At 55.6% G+C, this 17,360-nt stretch carries 12 protein-coding genes; 9 read left to right on the top strand and 3 right to left on the bottom strand.

All coding sequences use genetic code 11. From position 1 onward, the window contains the following. Window positions 1–46 precede the first annotated feature (46 nt). The 3 genes from JWR17_RS10905 to JWR17_RS10895 are packed head-to-tail and all read right to left on the bottom strand — an operon-like array spanning window position 47 to window position 3,231. Entirely contained in the window at window positions 47–1,282 is a 1,236-nt protein-coding gene (locus JWR17_RS10905) for a glycosyltransferase (RefSeq protein ID WP_299831045.1), read from the bottom strand. Between the two features lie 60 nt (window positions 1,283–1,342). Next, entirely contained in the window at window positions 1,343–1,591 is a 249-nt protein-coding gene (locus JWR17_RS10900) for a DUF6137 domain-containing protein (RefSeq protein WP_299831042.1), read from the bottom strand. A 26-nt stretch (window positions 1,592–1,617) separates the two neighbouring features. Next, window positions 1,618–3,231, bottom strand: coding sequence for a GMC family oxidoreductase (locus JWR17_RS10895; RefSeq protein ID WP_299831040.1), 1,614 nt, complete (start codon window positions 3,229–3,231; stop codon window positions 1,618–1,620). A gap of 704 nt (window positions 3,232–3,935) precedes the next feature. On the opposite strand from JWR17_RS10895, the gene JWR17_RS10890 reads away from it, so the two are divergent. The 9 genes from JWR17_RS10890 (at window position 3,936) to JWR17_RS10850 (ending at window position 17,015) form a co-directional block, all read left to right on the top strand. After that, window positions 3,936–5,018, top strand: coding sequence for an iron-containing alcohol dehydrogenase (locus tag JWR17_RS10890; RefSeq protein WP_366944149.1), 1,083 nt, complete (start codon window positions 3,936–3,938; stop codon window positions 5,016–5,018). A 103-nt stretch (window positions 5,019–5,121) separates the two neighbouring features. Beyond that, entirely contained in the window at window positions 5,122–6,972 is a 1,851-nt protein-coding gene (locus tag JWR17_RS10885) for a hypothetical protein (protein ID WP_299831036.1), read from the top strand. A 6-nt stretch (window positions 6,973–6,978) separates the two neighbouring features. Further along, window positions 6,979–8,226: an aminotransferase class III-fold pyridoxal phosphate-dependent enzyme gene (locus tag JWR17_RS10880; protein WP_299831034.1), complete on the top strand. Its 1,248-nt coding sequence runs from the start codon at window positions 6,979–6,981 to the stop codon at window positions 8,224–8,226. Continuing rightward, on the top strand, window positions 8,223–8,960 hold the full coding sequence (locus JWR17_RS10875) for a PIG-L family deacetylase (protein WP_299831032.1): 738 nt from the start codon (window positions 8,223–8,225) through the stop codon (window positions 8,958–8,960). Before JWR17_RS10880 ends, JWR17_RS10875 begins: the two co-directional genes overlap by 4 nt. 98 nt (window positions 8,961–9,058) lie before the next feature. Then, window positions 9,059–10,333: a DegT/DnrJ/EryC1/StrS family aminotransferase gene (locus JWR17_RS10870; RefSeq protein WP_299831030.1), complete on the top strand. Its 1,275-nt coding sequence runs from the start codon at window positions 9,059–9,061 to the stop codon at window positions 10,331–10,333. Between the two features lie 109 nt (window positions 10,334–10,442). Next, window positions 10,443–12,269, top strand: coding sequence for an ABC transporter ATP-binding protein (locus JWR17_RS10865; RefSeq protein ID WP_299831028.1), 1,827 nt, complete (start codon window positions 10,443–10,445; stop codon window positions 12,267–12,269). 116 nt (window positions 12,270–12,385) lie between these two features. Then, complete coding sequence (locus tag JWR17_RS10860; RefSeq protein ID WP_299831026.1) at window positions 12,386–16,132, top strand: hypothetical protein; 3,747 nt, start codon at window positions 12,386–12,388, stop codon at window positions 16,130–16,132. Window positions 16,133–16,191: 59 nt separating this feature from the next. Further along, window positions 16,192–16,428: a hypothetical protein gene (locus JWR17_RS10855; protein WP_299831024.1), complete on the top strand. Its 237-nt coding sequence runs from the start codon at window positions 16,192–16,194 to the stop codon at window positions 16,426–16,428. A gap of 248 nt (window positions 16,429–16,676) precedes the next feature. Then, entirely contained in the window at window positions 16,677–17,015 is a 339-nt protein-coding gene (locus tag JWR17_RS10850) for a ribonuclease E inhibitor RraB (protein WP_297834700.1), read from the top strand. Window positions 17,016–17,360: the final 345 nt, after the last annotated feature.

Raw genomic sequence — 17,360 nt, 5'->3', positions numbered from 1 at the left:
GTTGGGCAAGCCGTCGCCAGTGCCGCAGCAGTGCCGCGTCGGCGTATCACGGTTTGACAGGTTTCGTGGGATTAATCAGGGCCAGCCGGTATAGATACAGAATTCGGCCGCCCATTGTGGATGGGGCATAACGTTGCTCAACGTAGGCACGCAACCGAGCAGGATCTACACTCTGCGCATGGTGCCCGGCGAGCACCGCACTGACTCGTGCAATCAGTGCGGGTGTATTCTCCGGTTCGACCAGCAAGTCGGGCGTTATATGTCGTAGAATTTCCGGAAGGCCGCCGACCGCAAAAGCCACCACCGGCACCCCGGTTGCCAGCGCTTCTATGCTAGCCCCCCCAAACTCTTCATACGCTGACGGCATTACTATCAAGCGGCAAGCCGCCATCGCCAAGGGCACCTCATGATTGGGGATGAAGCCCGTAACCGTCACCCAGTCTTGAAGTCCGGCCTTGTCAATGGCGTGCCGCAGCCGATCCCGTTGTGTTCCGTCTCCGACGATCAGTAGCTCACACTCTTGCTCGCGAAGTGCTTGAGCGAGCGGGATGAGGTGTTGCCATCCCTTTTCTTTCGCGATGCGGCCGACAAAGCCCACTGTTTGTCGTCGTAGATTGTGATGTTTACGGAACGCAGCTATGTCTTCTGGCGGCGGCGGCGCAAATTGCATGATGTCGACCACGTCGGGAATGATCTCGACATGACGAGCATCGTGACTGAGTTGAGATGCGGTTCGTTGGGTTAGGGCGACTACTGCGAAGGCCCTGCGCACGGCTTTGCGTTCCAGCCACCGGGCCAAGCGGTGCTGAAGCATGTCAAGCCAGGAATGCGGCGTGTAAACCGCGAGACGAGAGCAGTGAACCGTCAGGATAAGCGGGCGTAGTAGTAACCGAGGTGCTAAACAAGCGACCAGCAGCGCAGCGATTTGTCCGTCGAGGTGCGAATGAATGATATCGAAATCATACGTACGCCGTTTTCGGAGTAGCACATACAACGTTGCCACGGCCCACGACTGAGTCAACCCTATCAAACCGCTGAATTCGGACCGTATTCGTGGCATTGGTAGTAGCGTGCGCTCTACCCATAACAGCGGATGCAACTTTCGTAGCTTGGGCAGACTAGGGAAGCCGATGGTCATGACATGTTGATGAATACCCTCCTGAGCGAGCCAAACTGCTTGTCGCCAGGTTTGAACCTGCATACCTCCCACTGAGTCGTACGCCGGTGGCCACGAGTCAGCATCCGGATGATGGAAAAAGGGCGTCAGCTTCAAGACTTTCATGCGAATCAGGCCTATGGTAAATACAAATGATGTTGTGGGCAGTTGGAAAGTGCGGAGAGGTTAAGTGACGATGTCGTCTCTGAGCTTGGCGTGCAGCACACGCATTAGCGCGTCGATGGAGATTGATCGTTCAGTCGAAGTCAACATCAGAGTCTGGATGTCGAGCGTCGCTTCTAACCGGCTGAAGACCTGCTCCCAGTCACGTGTACTCAATTCAACCCTGTCGAGGGCTGTAACATCTTTTGGGGTTTCGCCGGTCACGTTGCAGATTGTGTGGATGACGAGTTGGTGAATGAAATGGGGTGTCATAAGTGTGGCAACCTTCTGATTGAACTTCAGTTAGGGAGCGGACGTAGCGTTCGCGAGGCGCTCGTGTGACCTGCGTCGCGGACGATCTGACGAGCAATCCTTAAGGCGTTTGCCTGGATCGTAAGAGTGGGATTTAACCCGCCGGGATAGGGCATGTAGCTACCGTCCACAACGTAGACGTTATCTAGCGAGTGGAGTTTGCCATCCCGATCTACCACGGACGTTCGCGAATCATCACCCGCGCGGCAGGTGCCGTGTAGGTGTGTGCTGCCCATCGTGAAGTTTGAGGCCTCAGGTTGTATATCTCGCGCCCCCGATGCTTTGAGCCAGTCGGCTGAGCGCTCGACCATATACGCTAGGCGTGCCAGATCCTTTTGATTCGTCGTGTAGTCAATCATTAAGCGCGGTAGGCCCCAGGAGTCCGTATTACTGGAGAGCCTGATCCGGTTCCCTAAAGATGGATGATCAGCAAGAACGGTTTCCACACGTAATACCAAACCATCGCCCTGCAGAAGGCTCCAGTCGTCGTGCTTGGCTTCGTAGATTAGTCCGCCAACACCGGTCGGACAGCGCTCATCCAGATAATGGTCAAGCGCGCAGACCGTCGAGAACGGGCCACGATAACCTATTGGATGATCGTCGATTCGTTGCCGGGCAGCGTGCACCACGCCCTGTGAATACTCGCTGAGTTTCATGCAAAGGCCCCGACCTACTAAATCGTGTTCATTGCCAAGACCCGTCGGCGCATGAGGTGTGATCGAGCGCAGCAGTAGCGCTGCGGTTTGAATTGCATTGCAGGCCAGCACAAAACGGTGGCCGCGAATGGTACGAATCTGACCAGTTGCGGTGTCCATGCACCGCACCTCGGTAGCGTGATGGCACTTCTCCTGCGTTATTGCTAAGGCCTTCACACCGGTAAGTAGCACTAGGTTGGGCATATTGGCCAAGGGGCCAAGCACGGACGTCACTACATCACGCTTGGCGCCGCGAGTGCATTGCGCTGCGATACACAAGGAGCAGTGGTCGCAGCGGCTGCGGTCGATCGCTACAGGAGTTGGGCGAGGCGACAGGCCGAGGCGGAGCGCCCCTTCCCAAAGATGTTCTGCGGGCAGGCTCAGCGTGTTTGGTGCTTGTCTTCGCCTACACTCGAACCCAGCATGGTCAATGGACAGAATCGACTCAATCTCGCTGTAATAAGGGGCGAGATCGGAAGCGTTGATAGGCCATTTAACCGGTAGTCCCTCGACATAGATGCGCTCGCTGGGGTCGAAATCGAAATCGGTATACCGAAACGAGGCTCCGCCGTAGAAAACAGTACCGCCACCAAGATTGCGTGTGCTCCATGGCCAGCCACGCGGATTCCATCCTTTCTCTGAATTGCCAGCCAATGCGTGCTCGGCCTGTCTGTCGACGTCCGCGTTATTTGCAATGGTCTTAAGTCTCGCTCCTTCCTCCAGCACGAGAGAGCGAAGCCCGGCTCGAACGAAAGTGTCGGCGGCAAACGCACCAGCAGCCCCGCTACCGATGATGACCACGTCGAAAGGATCATCGAATATGGTTTTTGACCGTAACCCACGTTCATGGGACGTACCGAGCGGACGGTCATCTGCATACTGCTCTAATGGATAAATCATGGTCATGGAGCGTCTCGGAGTGGTCACAAGCAGGCGCGAAGAGATGTCGCCTACCTACTAGGCATGTGATCCCGCTCTTTACAGCAATAAATCGCAGGCACGTAAGTGGCCATCTATGGGTCGGCTCTGCCTCATCGCGAATAGCGGTTGTCTTGCTATAGAAGAACAGCTAATGCCGTTAATATTGCGTCCAATTGTTCAACTAAAATTACCGTAACAGAGAAATTATCTGTAGAAAATATAAAATTAAAAATATTTTATTCTTTAAAAATAGTCGGTAGGATCTTTCTTAGAGGCCTGTAGGAGGTTTCTTTTTCGAGAATTTTGACTTTACAAAAAATAAATAACTGCAGGTCAGGATACGATAATTTTTATAGCGTTAACTTGTTGACGACGTAAAAAAAATAACTATATTGATATTCAAGTGTTCGCACCTTGTTCGGCGCAGCGGCACTTGAAAACTACAGAGCTTGGTTTGTCAGGCTAGGTTTTACTTATGGATGACGCTTCTGCCACATGGCTATGATCGGTGCGTCTAAACAGCTGTGATGTCATTTTTTTGGCGGAAGCCTACGATCGTGTTGGCTGGAGCTGTGGCGATGAAAGTCATGTTGCTATCAATGCTCTTGTATAACTGAGAGAGTCTTATGCATAAGCTGCGACTTCAATTCGAAGATGAGTGCTATCCGGTTTGGATTGGCGTTCGATGTATGGATAAAATCATATCGAACCTGCATGCGCTCAGCGCTTCAAGCTATCACGTGATTACGGATAAAACAGTCAGCCAGTTGCACGCAGGGATATTGTTCGAAAAGCTTTCGACTCAAGCTCGTGCCAGCTTTTGGGTCGTCGATAATGGCGAATCAATCAAATCCTTGGAAACTGTCGGATATGTTGCCCAAAAAATGGTAAAGGCTGGAATTGATCGGGGAAGTGTCGTCGTCGCGGTGGGCGGTGGCATCATCGGAAATCTCGCGGGATTAATAGCTGCGTTGCTGTTCCGTGGTATCCGTTTTATACATGTTCCGACAACATTGATTGCGGCGTCGGATTCAGTAGCCTCGCTCAAACAGGCAGTCAATCTTTCTGTAGGCAAAAATCTGTTGGGCTGTTTTCACAAGCCCACAGCTGTTTTGATTGATCTCAGTTTTCTGCGGACGTTGCCGTTGACGCAAATTCGGTCTGGCATGTACGAGATCATCAAGAACGCCTTGACCGTGGCCGCCGAGAATATTCCATTGCTCGAAAGTGGATTGAAGCAAGACGCAAATTATTCCGATACGGAACTCATGGTCATTGTCGAGGCAGGTTTGCTTGCAAAGCAAAAAGTGATGAAAGCCGACAAGTACGAGCGGAAAGAAGCTCTCGTTTTTGAGTATGGCCATACAGTCGGTCACGCCATTGAACTTGCTGCTGACGGTCGAGTACCGCATGGTGAAGCCGTCGGCCTAGGAATGATCGTGGCGGCGGAAGTTGCCAGTCGCTTAGGGCGGCTATGCGACGCAGACCTGAATCTTCATCACCGGCTACTCAGGCGTAACGGACTGACAATACAACTGCCGGTCGGGGTTACCGTCGCCGCAGTTATGGCGCTGCTGAGCATGGACAATAAGCGAGGTTACCTTTGCGCTCGCCCTGACCAGATTGCGATGATCCTGCTCGACGGCGTTGGGGTTCCGGCCGGGCCAGTTGGCAGACCTCTGGTACTGGTTGACGCCTCGTTAGTTCAGTCTTGCATTGAGAATTGTTTAACAGGAATCAGGGGTATTGCGGCGCAGGAAAGTCGTCAGTGACAAGTGCGCCTTCCATGCGCCGGCCTATAGCGGGCCGGCCGATTCTAGCGACTTCGGTGTTTCACGATCGACGCGACCTCGGTCCATGTCAGGTGCGATAACCATGAACGAACTTCTTTTTAGCCAACCGACACAGGCCGTCCCTGCCGGACTAATGCGTATCGATATTGGGCGAATACTGGGTGGCTTGCGTAACGCAGCTGCCCCAGGAACCCTTGACCGATATCTGGTGGCTTGCGCCGGGGTGCAATTCTGGGCTGACTTGCTCGCTGTGGGAAAACATAACGGCGTGCTCGTCGATCCGACGACGGAAGAACTCGAAGAGCAGCTCCGCCGGGCCGAATGCGAAGCCGATTGCGCCGCACAGGCGATGCTGGGACAAATAGCTGCCGCGTCCCAAGATACCAATCCTCTCTCGTCTGCAAGTGTCGCGCTGCATGTAAACTCATTGCCCAATTTCCTGAACAAAGTGCTCCACTTGCCAATGCCGGAGTGCTGCGGCTACGACCTCACTGATCTCGCGTTGATTGTCGGAGATGTGGACCGATTGATCGGGCAGATGCGCCTTGACCGGGCGTTCCTGATAGTCGGAATCCGCACCGGTGGAACATATCTTGCTCCGCTCTGGAAGGCAGTGCTGACCGGATTTGGCATCGCCGACGTGCAATGGTGTACGGTTCGACCACGAGAGGGATGCGCAACATCTGAGGGTTTGGAGACCGCTCGGGCTTGGTTGGAACACCGAGACGCCCCAGTCATTGTGCTGGTAGACGATCGGCCGGATACCGGGGCCACTATGGAACGGGTAGCTGCGGAGTTGCGCGAGCCCGGCGTTGATCTTTGGTTTTCGAGCGTCGGAAAGCTTTGGCACAGCCCGCCAGCGTCCCCGATTCCGTCACACCCACCGGCGTACGTGAAGCGCGACTCTCAAGCACTGCGGCTTTGGGAATCCCTGCTGCCTGATGAACACCCTGAATTTCTCGCACGACTGCAAGAGACAGCGGGTATACCGCCACTCCCTGACCAAGCGCGACTGCACTTCCGATGTCCACATGGAGAGGTGCGTTACGGGCGCGGGCGCGCCTGGCTTCCTTGGAACGATCTACGGATCTCGAATGGAAATCGGCCGTTGATTAACCCACGTAAGACGCCGATCGAAATTCTCGGGCCTGACGGTGATGCGTTGTTACATCTGCGTTTCATCGGTGAAGGAGTATTCGGTCGTGCGGAGTTCGAGCGAGTTCGGAGGATAAGCGCCACCGCTGAAGCCCGGCTGGTTGACGGCTATGCCATTACGGTCGATATCGGGGCTACACGATCATTCCAAGAGCAGTTTCATGCAGCGAGCCAGCCGAGACGAGCGGACTTACTGCTTCAAGCGGCGGACTGGTTGGCAGTCCCTGCACGGGAAACCGTTGCACATACACACCAAAGCCCTTTAGCAATTGCACTTGATCCGCGCTGGTCGGCGATGGCGAATACCATGCGAAAGCACTGCGGTTACGATCCTTTGCAGAGGGTATCTGGGCCATTGAGAGCGTTTCTAGCGGAGCCGATACCTTGGCCGGGACGGGCGGGCAGGGCGTTCCGTTCGTCGCTACGTTATAGCAGTGGCGGTTGGCATTGGCAGGTTGACCAACGCGGAAGGCTTCATCGTTTTCAGTTGGAAGCAAACTGGGGCGACATCAGCTTTCCCGAGCTGGAGGTGGCAGCTTTCATACTCGAAAATCGCTTGGCTATCGAAGACGCTGGGCAAATTGCATCAATGTCCGGTCTTGCTTGGTCGAGCGTCCGGGAGAGCTTGTCGCTAGCTGCTTTGGTGATCGCCGAGTCTAGGGTACGCAGTGTGAGAGTTCCTAGCGACAGTGGTCGCATCACTCTCTGCAAGGATTTTCTCCAGTTGATCAAGACAACCTCCGAGTTGGCCGAGATAGACACCCCTTCATGGAAGTGACATGACATGGACAGACCTCACCACATTGTTTCCGACATATACACCGCACAGCCCAGGCTACGCGCCGTCAGTTCAAGCGGCGCCATGGTGACGCTCTCGGACGGCAAGCGGTACATAGATCTCATGAACGGCAAAGGCAGCGTCACGCTAGGGCACCATCACCCAGCGGTGAATTCAGCAATTACCCGTCATTTACATAGTGGACTGGCATCGGCCACCTGCTGGAGCGACCTGCATGAGGCGCTCTCAAATCGGATTATCGACGACCTAGGAATGGATGAACCACGGCTTGCCCTGTTCAGCACAGGGACGGAAGCCTGCCGGGCTGCGGTTCAGGTCGCGCGGCAGTTCTCGGGCCGGCATTTCATTGCGAGTGCGGGTTATCACGGCTGGGGCGACTACTGGGCAAGCGGCGACCACCTGTTGGAACCGAATAAGAGCGGAGTTATCGACTTTTACTTTGTGCCGGAACTGTTGGAGCAGGTCTTAGAACGCTGTCGCGGGAAAATTGCTTTGGTGATTTTGTCGCCTGACTACGTCCACCTGCAGCCAGATACACTCAGTCGGCTGGCCCGGATCGCTCGACATGAAGGGGTGCTGCTGTGCTGCGATGATGTCAAGCAAGGCTACCGGTCGGTGCGCGCCTCACAATTTCCAGCAACGGTCGGCTTCCATGCAGATATGTACACCTTTGCCAAAGGATTGGCGAATGGTCATCGACTGTCGTGCCTGGTGGGCCGACCCGATGTGATGGGTGCGGCGAAGGAATTTACCTACACCGCCTATTTTGACACGATCCCGATCGTGGCGGCATTGGCTACGCTGGACTACATGGATAGTCACGACGGCTACCAGCGATTGATTCAGTGCGGAACCACATTGGCTGCAGAGATGCGTAACATCGTGAGGCGCAGGGAGCTGCCGATCATGATCTACGGTGATGGCCCGATGTTGCAAATCGTGGGAGCCAGCGAGGCCTTGGAGAAAGCACTTTACGCGGATTGCGCTGTGGCAGGTCTGCTTCTTTATGAGGGGGACAATCAAGCTGTATCGCTCGCGACCGGCAACGTGCTTGACGAATTGCTTGAACGTTTCGAAAAAGGGCTCACGGCTGTTTCGCAACGGTTCGGAAGGGGCGACCCCGCGTTGATCAGCCAGCGTCGGCGGTTCCAAGCAGCCTTTCGCATGATAGACGGAGCCAACGATATCGTTTCTCTCGAGGATGCGATTCGTTGGATCAAGGAAGAACGATGATGTCGTCATCGTTGGATTCCATGATGGGCAAGCGAATTCTGCTGCTATCACCGCACGCGGATGATGTTGCCTATTCCATAGGCGGCATCGTCGCGCGGCTTTCCATGCGATCGGATCTCCGACTCATCACAGTCTTCGGTCGCAGTGGTTGGGCACTCCCGCAGGCTTCGTGCGAAAAATCCGCAGATGCGATATCCGCAGAACGGGAGCGAGAGGATCGTGCGTATTGCGCGCGACGGTGGATCGACTACGACATCCTGCCTTGCCCGGACAGCTTTTTGATGGGATATGACAAAGCGAAGGAACTAAGAATCGCCGCTACCGATGATCCCAGGACCGAAGACGTAGTGACCTTGATCCATAACGCCGTGGCGCGTGGGATGCCTCAGGTCGTGCTTGCTCCGTGCGGGCTGGGCGAACACGTCGATCATCAGATCGTACGTATTGCCGCAGATGGGTTGCATCACGTCGACGTTCTTTATTACGAAGACGTTCCCTACAGCTCAAGCTTGCCGCTTTTCGAACTTGAAAGACAGCTTGTCGCTCAAGGCTTAACACCGGCCATGACGGCCGACATCGAAGCTGTGCTGGGAAGCAAATACGAAGACATGTGGGCCTACTGCTCGCAGACCACTGCATCCACCATCGCTGCGATGTTGCTACATGCCGGCCGTGTCGGCATCGGCATCGGCACCGCAGGATATGCGGAACGCCTTTGGCGTCGCGTGAACTGAATTCACTCTAGCGAAAAAGGTGATCCAGACACAATCGCTGGCGCAATGCCGTGGTTGTCTCGGACAAACCGAATTAACCCCGATTGACGGAGGCATCAATGTTGGAAAAACTAGCGATTTACGGTGGGGCGATGGTCCACGACGGGAATTGGCCCAATTGGCCGCAGAGCACGGACAGTACCGAGCACAATGTCAAGTGCGTGCTGGGCAGCCATCGATGGTCTGTCAGTGGACAGTACCGTGGGCAGCCGTCTTGGGAAGAGCGTTTCGGACAGAAGTTTGCCATCTATACCGGCGCCGGGTACTGCGTACCGTCCTCGACGGGCACCGCAAGTTTGAGTATGGCGTTGGAAGCTTGCGAGGTCGGGGCATACGACGAGGTGATCGTGCCGGGCGTGAGCTGGGTCACATCAGCGTCTGCGGTACTCGGGATCAATGCTATCCCGGTCCTGACCGACGTGGACTCAAAAACCGGTTGTCTTGATCCAGTGGCAGTTGAGCGCGCAATCACGTCACGTACTAGAGCCATTACTGTGGTGCATCTTGGATCGGCGGTCGCCAACTTGGATCGCCTAGTAGCAATCGCCCGGGCGCACTCCATTCCATTGATCGAAGATTGCGCTCAGGCGCATGGCGCCCGCTACGCCGATCGGCATGTGGGTTGCTTCGGCGCAGCAGGAACTTTTTCAATGCAGCACAGCAAGCTGCTGACGAGCGGTGAGGGTGGGGCGGTTATTACTGACGATCCGGACATCGCACGTCGCCTGGAGCATCTACGCGCGGACGGTAGAACGCTCTCCGCGCAACCCCCTGGAATGGACGAGATGGCGCTAGTCGAGAGCGCGGAGCTCATGGGCAACAACCACTGTCTTTCGGAATTTCATGCCGCTATTCTGATGGCGCAACTGGAGGTTTTGGACGAACAAAAGGCGCGTAGGTGTCGTAATGCCGCCATGTTGGACAGCCTTCTGGTTTCTCTTGGTTTCCTGCCGCAGGCTACTGCCCCCCGCACTACGGAGCGGGCGTATTACACCTATGTTGTGCGATTGCCGCAGTCGATTGTCGAGACGCAGGGCGCTGAGCGGTTCGCTGCGGCGCTGTCTGCAGAAATCGGGTTGCCCTGCAAGACAATGTACAGCGCGCTTAACCAGAATCTTCTCTACCAGCCCTTCTCCCGAAACCGGTTCGCGTTGGGCAAGGCATTCACCGATGCGGTCGATCCATCCCGTTTTCAATTGCCTAAAGCGCAAGAGTTTTCAAACTCCTGTATCGCTCTGCCTCACCGCATGCTTTTGTCCGATACGAGCTCCATGCAACATGTGGCTGCCGCTTTCGAAAAGGTAGCTAAGTTGATCGACGACCGTCGTACATGAGGGAACGCGCAAGCGGCGCATTTATCGAACATTTTTGGTATGTCAAGGCATCGCCCTTCATTCGGTAGGGCGTTTGGCGCCAGTCGAAAACTGTCAGTGAGGCTTTATTTTGCTCGGCTTCTTTGAGAAATTGCTCTACCCGTTCCCTGCCACCGAGCCACTAGCGCCTAGGGGATTCTTCGCCTTTCTTTGGGCTTGCTCGCAGGGCGTACGCGGTAAGATCGCCGCTATGGCGGCACTTACAATGATAATGGCGGTGTTTGATACGCTGCTGATTGCCATGCTCGGACGCATCGTCGACTGGCTCAGCATCCAAGTGCCGTCGCGCTTGTGGGCCGAGCGCAGCGAAACATTGCTATGGCTTGTCGCCGTGATGGTGGCCAGCATCGCAGTAGTCTCGCTGCAGACCGTAGTAAAGCATCAGATACTCGCGGTCAACTTGCCAATGCGGCTGCGGTGGAATTTCCACAAGCTGATGCTGGGACAGAGTATAGCCTTCTATCAGGATGAGTTCGCGGGGCGTATCACGGCCAAGGTGATGCAAACCTCGGTTGCCGTGCGCGAAACCATTTTCGTGTTGGCCGATGTCATAGTCGCTATGAGCGTATACCTGACGACCATGATCATCATGGTTGGCTTGCTCGATGCCCAACTGGTATGGCCTTTCTTGATTTGGCTCGTACTCTATGTCGCCGCGTTGTTCTATTTCGTGCCTCGCCTCAGCAAGTTAGGAAAAGAGCAGGCTGAAGCGCGTGCACTGTTAACGGGACGCCTCACAGATACCTATACCAACATAGCCACTGTCAAACTGTTTTCGCACACGCAGCGCGAGGCAGGGTTCGCTCGCGAAACGATGCGCGAATTCATGCTCGCTGGCTATGGCGAAATGCGGCTGGTGAGCGCCTTTGAGATTGTCAATCATCTCCTGAGTATCGGGCTCACTATTGGCATGACGGGTACAGCGTTGTGGCTGTGGTCGCAAGGTGCAGTAGGAGTCGGAGCCGTTGCCGCTGGCACCGCTATGGCGTTGCGACTGCTGGGTATGTCGCAATGGCTAATGTGGGAAATTTCCAGCCTGTTTGAGAGCGTCGGCACAGTGCGGGACGGCATGAAGATGCTAACTAGTCCACCTGCCGTTCTCGATATACCTGACGCCGTCACGCTTGCGGCAACGAGTGGCGAGATATGCTTTGAGCAAGTGAACTTCCGCTACGCCGAAGACGGCCGACGTGTGATCGACGATCTGAACCTCACGATCAGACCTGGTGAAAAAATTGGCCTGATCGGCCGATCAGGGGCTGGTAAGTCGACTCTATTTAACCTATTGCTGCGCTTCCACGATCTTAAAAGCGGTCGCATCCTGATCGACGGGCAGAATATTGCACACGCTACGCAAGATTCGTTGCGCAGCCAAATCGGCATCGTTACGCAGGACATCTCGCTTTTAAACCGGTCGGTAGCCGACAACATTTCGTACGGTAAACCCGATGCAACGCCAGCGCAGATCGAAGCAGCTGCCCGGTGCGCAGAGGCGCACACCTTTATCCAACATCTTAGTGATTCAAGTAAACGCTGCGGTTACGAGGCCCATGTGGGCGAGCGCGGCGTCAAACTTTCGGGAGGCCAACGTCAGCGTATTGCCATTGCGCGCGGGATTTTGAAGGACGCACCGATACTTCTGCTTGACGAAGCGACCAGTGCACTTGATTCCGAAGTAGAAGTCTTAATTCAGCTAAGCCTTTACCGATTAATGGAAGGCAAGACAGTTATCGCGATCGCTCACCGGCTGTCTACCATCGCCGCGATGGACCGTTTGATAGTGCTTGATGAGGGGCGTGTTATCGAACAAGGCGACCATGCGACGCTGCTCGCGCAAGGAGGTCTTTACGCCAAGTTGTGGGCTCACCAAAGTGGTGGATTCTTAGAATGCCCCTGATGAAAGTACGCGCCCATTGGGCGCGCGGCTGCACCGACAGTGGCGAGGTTGATATCCATGTGTTGGCCTGCCTCCATGCTGCAGCATCCTGTTTATCCAACCTTGCGTGCTAAGCCATGACTACAAACAAAAAACAGTTTTATGGACCCAAGGTGGATCGGCTCCTGCATATTCGCAAGATCGAATCGTTAAGTAATTTAGTCCTGCCCGTCTTTCCGATCGCCCCATTGCCCACCACAATGGCGGGCGGCATTTTACAGATGGATGACGCGTTATCGATCTACGCAGCCGCTTTGCAAAAGGCATTTCCTCAACTGACGCGAAGCGTGGAAGATGTCTGTGGTCCGGCGCCCTGGATCGTGCGCAGTGCAGGCAACGAGGATCTGGCGGATAACATCAATGCCGGTGGCTATGAGAGCCTGATCTGTTCCGACCCACAAGCGCTGACGCAATGCATTGCCGCAGTCGCCATGAGTGGTTCGACTGAGCATGCACGACGCCAGCTTGCACTTTCGGGGCATTACGATCATGCCGGGGCCATCCCATGCTTTGTGCAGCCGCTGCTGAAGATCGATGTCTGCGATGATGTCGATTACGATCATTCGCCCTATCTGGAAACGGAAGTTCTTAATCGCATGGAAGCGGTATGCGACGAGCTTATGCAGACGTTTGATTTCTCCGCTATTGATTGCGAATGGGGCCTCGACACGACACTTGGCTTCGTGTCCGTCACTACCGTCATGCCGAGAAACCGCCAGTTGATGAATGTCGCGCATACGATCGGCTTCGGCTTCGCCAGCGCTCAGAATACCGGCTCCCTGGCGACTTCCTTAGTGTTGCGTCCAGCATGCTCAGACCTGAGGCTTTGGCGCGGACGCCATCTGCGTGCGACGACGGTGCGACGGCTGCATCTGCTTCAGGTGCGGCCGGCATATGCGGACGATGCCTTTCGCGACCAGAGGGTGCTGACCGATGTATGCCGCGAAGCGTTGCTCGGGCGCTACTGTGCAGTGGAAGCCGGCTTGGTGTTGCTGGGCGCGCAATCCTCGGGCCGCGCATTAGTGGCACCGAATCTCATGAGCGCTTGGCGCCAGTATCTTGCGCTCAACGCACAGGAGCAGACCGACGTCGCGGTGGTAATAGTGGACGAAGGCAGTGCGGAGGAACATGCGGGTATCATGTTCCGCCAGCAGAAAATCACCTGCGTCAGGATGGATACTCGACGCGTGCCAGCCGGAGCAGACAGCGTTGTATTTGACCGCGCCACCTGTATTCTCGGCGACTCGTCGATGCTGCGATCCGTTCAGAGTGAGATTCGCCGAGAGTTGGTGTTGCCCGACGACTGCGCTCTTGTCTTTGCCGATGAGGTGCTGGTACCTGGTGGTGAGCTGGCGCAAGACTGCGTCGAGGTCCTTTCCCAGTTGCGTCGTCTGCCGATCGCGCGCGAAGTTAAAGACCGGCTGCTCGCATGCACCGAACAGCCAATGCCGGCAAGGTGGATGCAGCGTGCCGACGGCGTAGTGGAGTCACCCTCTCTGCTCGCGGCAGTCTGGCGATCACAGAATGCAGGGTATGCTGAAGAAGGCTGCTCACTCAGCGAATTCTCGAGGCACTACAAACGTGCCGTTCAGGTGTCACAGGTCGAGCCGCAGCACGAGCTACCCAAGCTTTTGGCGCTGTCTTCCGTGACACGCACGTTGGCCGCGAGTGGTGACCTTCGAATCGTCATGGCACTGCTCGACTGTGAAGCGGCGACGTCTTGGGTACCGCCGCAAACCTTGCGCCGCTTGCTCGATTCGGCCGCCGTGCAACTGACGGCGCTTCGGCGTGACAACGCCGTGTTGGTTCTTGAAAGCGTGGCCTTCGTCACGACTGAATGTGCGCGACTGCCAGTTTATATGCTGGAAGACACCGTCTCCTACCTCGACGCATTGGCGCACGATCTTGAACGCGGCTTGTTTGTCGAGGCGATTGTATCCATCCGTTCATTGGAATTGCCGATCGTAAGTGCGGTCCTGCTTATGCGGCAGGCTCTCAATAATCCCTCCGTCCTTGATCCAGTGGATGCATACCGGCAATCAGTAGCGTCGTTTAGAGGCATTGTATTGGGTGGCGACGCGACGACGCTGGCTCCTCAGCAGCTTAACGATGCCTATCTGGCGCTCCGGGTCGCGCTGAGTGGGGCAGGTCTGGCTAGCGTGGCCGAGCAGATTAAAGGATCGCTAGTTGAAACATACGACGCATCGTTGAAAGGGCTGCTAGGGCGCGCGGTGGAGGAGGGTGACGCTAGCAGCTACCACCGCTACCTCAGAGTGATGCAAGGGTGGATCAAATTTCTGAGCATGGGATCGCTGTCTGAACGCGATGCTACAGTGCTTCAGCGCTTTCACGTCTGGTTGCGTCAGTGGACTGATGAGGCGATCCCAGAGTCGTTCGAGATACAGGACCGCAACTGGCGGTTCGAGTTTGATGCCATTGTGGTTTCCTGCGGGACGCTGCAGCGGTATGAAAATCCGCACGTTCTACACAATCTCCTTCACCAATATTCCTTGGCGGGGCTGAGGCTTGATACGTTGCGGCTACCAAGACGCGTACAAGCGCTTGAACACTTCTGCTCAACGTTTAGCAGCCGCTCGACAAAAGTTCTGCGTTTCGAACGAGCGTTGCTTGAGATCCAGATTCCTATGGGAACGCACAAGGCGAGCTACGTGTTCACGCCGCAGCAGGTGTCAGTAGAATGGACGGAGCCGCCTGATTGCCCCGGGGGCGAAATTGCTCGAATCCTGGCGTTTGAGGTATTTCTGGATCGATTCCGTACTTGGATGTTTCCTGCACTGACGATCCGGCGCGAGCAAGTGCTGGGTACCTGGACGTTATTCATTCGCCTCAACGCGCAAGAATCAGACCCCTGGGATTACGAGGATCTCAGGCACTTTGTGATCGCCACGCGTTGGCTATTCGACGGCTCTTACGATTTCTCGTATGTCGCCAACGAAGCCGTCGATGGCTTCTCTGAGCGTTTCGACGGACCGGAATGGAAGGCAATGCTCGCCACGCTGGTACGGCACCGGGCAGTGATCGAGGACGCGTCGCAGTACGTCGCCTTGCACGCCATGCCGATGTCGTCGACGATCGCCGCGATAGCGCAGAGCCGGCTCATTCGTGGTCTGCTATTGCGTTGTCTTCGCAGAGGGTTCGATTATAGTCGGGGCTTGATTGACGGGTACGTGCACTGGCTGAACGAGGGGCCCAAGGACGATAGGCTGTGGTCAGGGCGCTATGAGTCGCTCCGGCAGGCCTGCCTTTTCCTGGCAGCCAAGTGGCCAAGAGAGGCGCTTTCGGGCCTCGCCGGGCGGGGCGTCTTCAATGTTGGGGATGATCTGATCGCCGCCTGCCTGTTCAAACGCTCGGACCTGGCGGATGACCTCCGGCAAGTCGTGGCGGCGGGATTGTCAACGCTATCGGGAATGCCGGGCATGATCGTGCGGCATGCCCCCGAAATTGCAGTGTCGGGCTTGGGCGCATCCCCCTTGGCTGCACAACTGATTGGCACCGGAAGTCGATTTCGTCGCGCTAAACATTTCCTGGTCGCTCGATTCGGCGATCACCTTGATCAGGGCATATTGGCGGGTCTACTGCGGGACTTGGACGCGGTTCCGTGGGGACATACTGCCGACGCTGAGCAGGCCATCCAGACGCAGATATCAATACGCGGGCCTGTCTGTCGATTTGAACTGGAAAAAGGCATCGATTGGACGACGTTGGATTCCTGGTCGACGCTTGTGCAGAGACGTCCCGCCTTCTCACGATTGACCGAGTGTAAATCCGCCTCCTACAGGTCGATCCCCAGGCGGAACGAATGAGGAACGCTCGGGGTCCAGATTGGAGTGAGCCGCCTTTCGGCTCCGCTGAGGAGACATCGATGAAACAGTGGACTATTGCGTATGTCGATAAAGACGGTGTGAAGCAGAGTCTAGCGTTCGAGCGCGAACATCGTCCGAGCAATGAAGATGCCGCCGATTACCTGCGTGAGGTGTTGTACCCCGTAGCCGACAAGCTCGATTTGAACGACCTCGACGGTCGGGCGCCCGAGCCGACCGTAAAGTCTCTGAAAGCCATGCACAGTGTGCAAATCCTCTCTGTTACCGAGGCATCCTGAACACTCACACGCCAATGACAGTTTTGCCATTGGCATACGCAGTCGATAGGACTACTCTGAAATTGAGGCCAGCGCAGCATTGCTCTGGCCTCTCCATGTCGATGCCCGGTCTGGCTGCATAGACTTGGCCTTGTCAGCTACATGCTTGATTCCCTGGCGGCAGATTATCTGCCGGCAAGCGGCCCCTGTTCAGTGGGTCGTATCGGGAAAGTTGAAACTCTATCTATCGTTGCATAGGAGGACGTTTCATGAGCACAGCCTATCAAGAGGACATTAGCAGTAACGTACTGCGCCGCATGAAAGAGGGCGGGTTCGATTTCGCCAGCATCCATCCCATCGAGTTTTATGCCGTCTTTCCAGATGAGGAACGGGCACGGCAGGCTGCAGGGCAGTTTCGTGGAGAATCATTGAACGCACAGGTCAGCGCCCGGGATGACGGGGCCTGGCACCTTCAATTAAGCAAATTGATGTACGCCACGTATGGCGGTATCGGTGACTTCGAACAGGACTTCCAGACAATGATCACGCCGCTGGACGGCGAGGTCGAGGGTTGGGGTGTCACTCAGGTCATCAAAGGTCTTCATTAACCTTTTGCATCACTGACATTTTGTTTCAACCTTGTCCGGCTGACAGCGCGTCAGCCGGTTTTGGCTTCCATGCACCGCCCGTGGTTCACGAATTCCAGACAAAAAAAAGCCACTCATTAAAGTGGCTCAAAGGGAATGACGATGAGAGTTCGAGACACAATCCGGTAAAAAATGATGCTGGCGAACGGGCTTTAGCCGGATGTTCGCTTGATGTCGCTGAGTATCCGTAAACAAACCTCCCCCGTGAAATCATCTCTGACTATGCTGTTGATAGATATTTTTGTTGTAAGGCGCATCCGAATGAAGCGCCGGAGTTTTTCATGGGGCGGTTACTGCACAGGAATG

This window comes from Pseudomonas sp. (genome assembly GCF_028293835.1).
GTDB lineage: Bacteria > Pseudomonadota > Gammaproteobacteria > Pseudomonadales > Pseudomonadaceae > Aquipseudomonas.
The sequence above is the reverse complement of the archived record's forward strand: the minus strand, read 5'-3'. Positions and strand labels throughout refer to the sequence as shown.

What these genes read in the sequence shown, in the direction of transcription:
- JWR17_RS10905 (WP_299831045.1), bottom strand. Translation starts at nt 1,282, where the DNA reads ATGAAAGTCTTGAAGCTGACGCCCTTTTTCCATCATCCGGATGCTGAC.
- JWR17_RS10900 (WP_299831042.1), bottom strand. Translation starts at nt 1,591, where the DNA reads ATGACACCCCATTTCATTCACCAACTCGTCATCCACACAATCTGCAAC.
- JWR17_RS10895 (WP_299831040.1), bottom strand. Translation starts at nt 3,231, where the DNA reads ATGACCATGATTTATCCATTAGAGCAGTATGCAGATGACCGTCCGCTC.
- JWR17_RS10890 (WP_366944149.1), top strand. Translation starts at nt 3,936, where the DNA reads ATGGATAAAATCATATCGAACCTGCATGCGCTCAGCGCTTCAAGCTAT.
- JWR17_RS10885 (WP_299831036.1), top strand. Translation starts at nt 5,122, where the DNA reads ATGAACGAACTTCTTTTTAGCCAACCGACACAGGCCGTCCCTGCCGGA.
- JWR17_RS10880 (WP_299831034.1), top strand. Translation starts at nt 6,979, where the DNA reads ATGGACAGACCTCACCACATTGTTTCCGACATATACACCGCACAGCCC.
- JWR17_RS10875 (WP_299831032.1), top strand. Translation starts at nt 8,223, where the DNA reads ATGATGTCGTCATCGTTGGATTCCATGATGGGCAAGCGAATTCTGCTG.
- JWR17_RS10870 (WP_299831030.1), top strand. Translation starts at nt 9,059, where the DNA reads ATGTTGGAAAAACTAGCGATTTACGGTGGGGCGATGGTCCACGACGGG.
- JWR17_RS10860 (WP_299831026.1), top strand. Translation starts at nt 12,386, where the DNA reads ATGACTACAAACAAAAAACAGTTTTATGGACCCAAGGTGGATCGGCTC.
- JWR17_RS10855 (WP_299831024.1), top strand. Translation starts at nt 16,192, where the DNA reads ATGAAACAGTGGACTATTGCGTATGTCGATAAAGACGGTGTGAAGCAG.
- JWR17_RS10850 (WP_297834700.1), top strand. Translation starts at nt 16,677, where the DNA reads ATGAGCACAGCCTATCAAGAGGACATTAGCAGTAACGTACTGCGCCGC.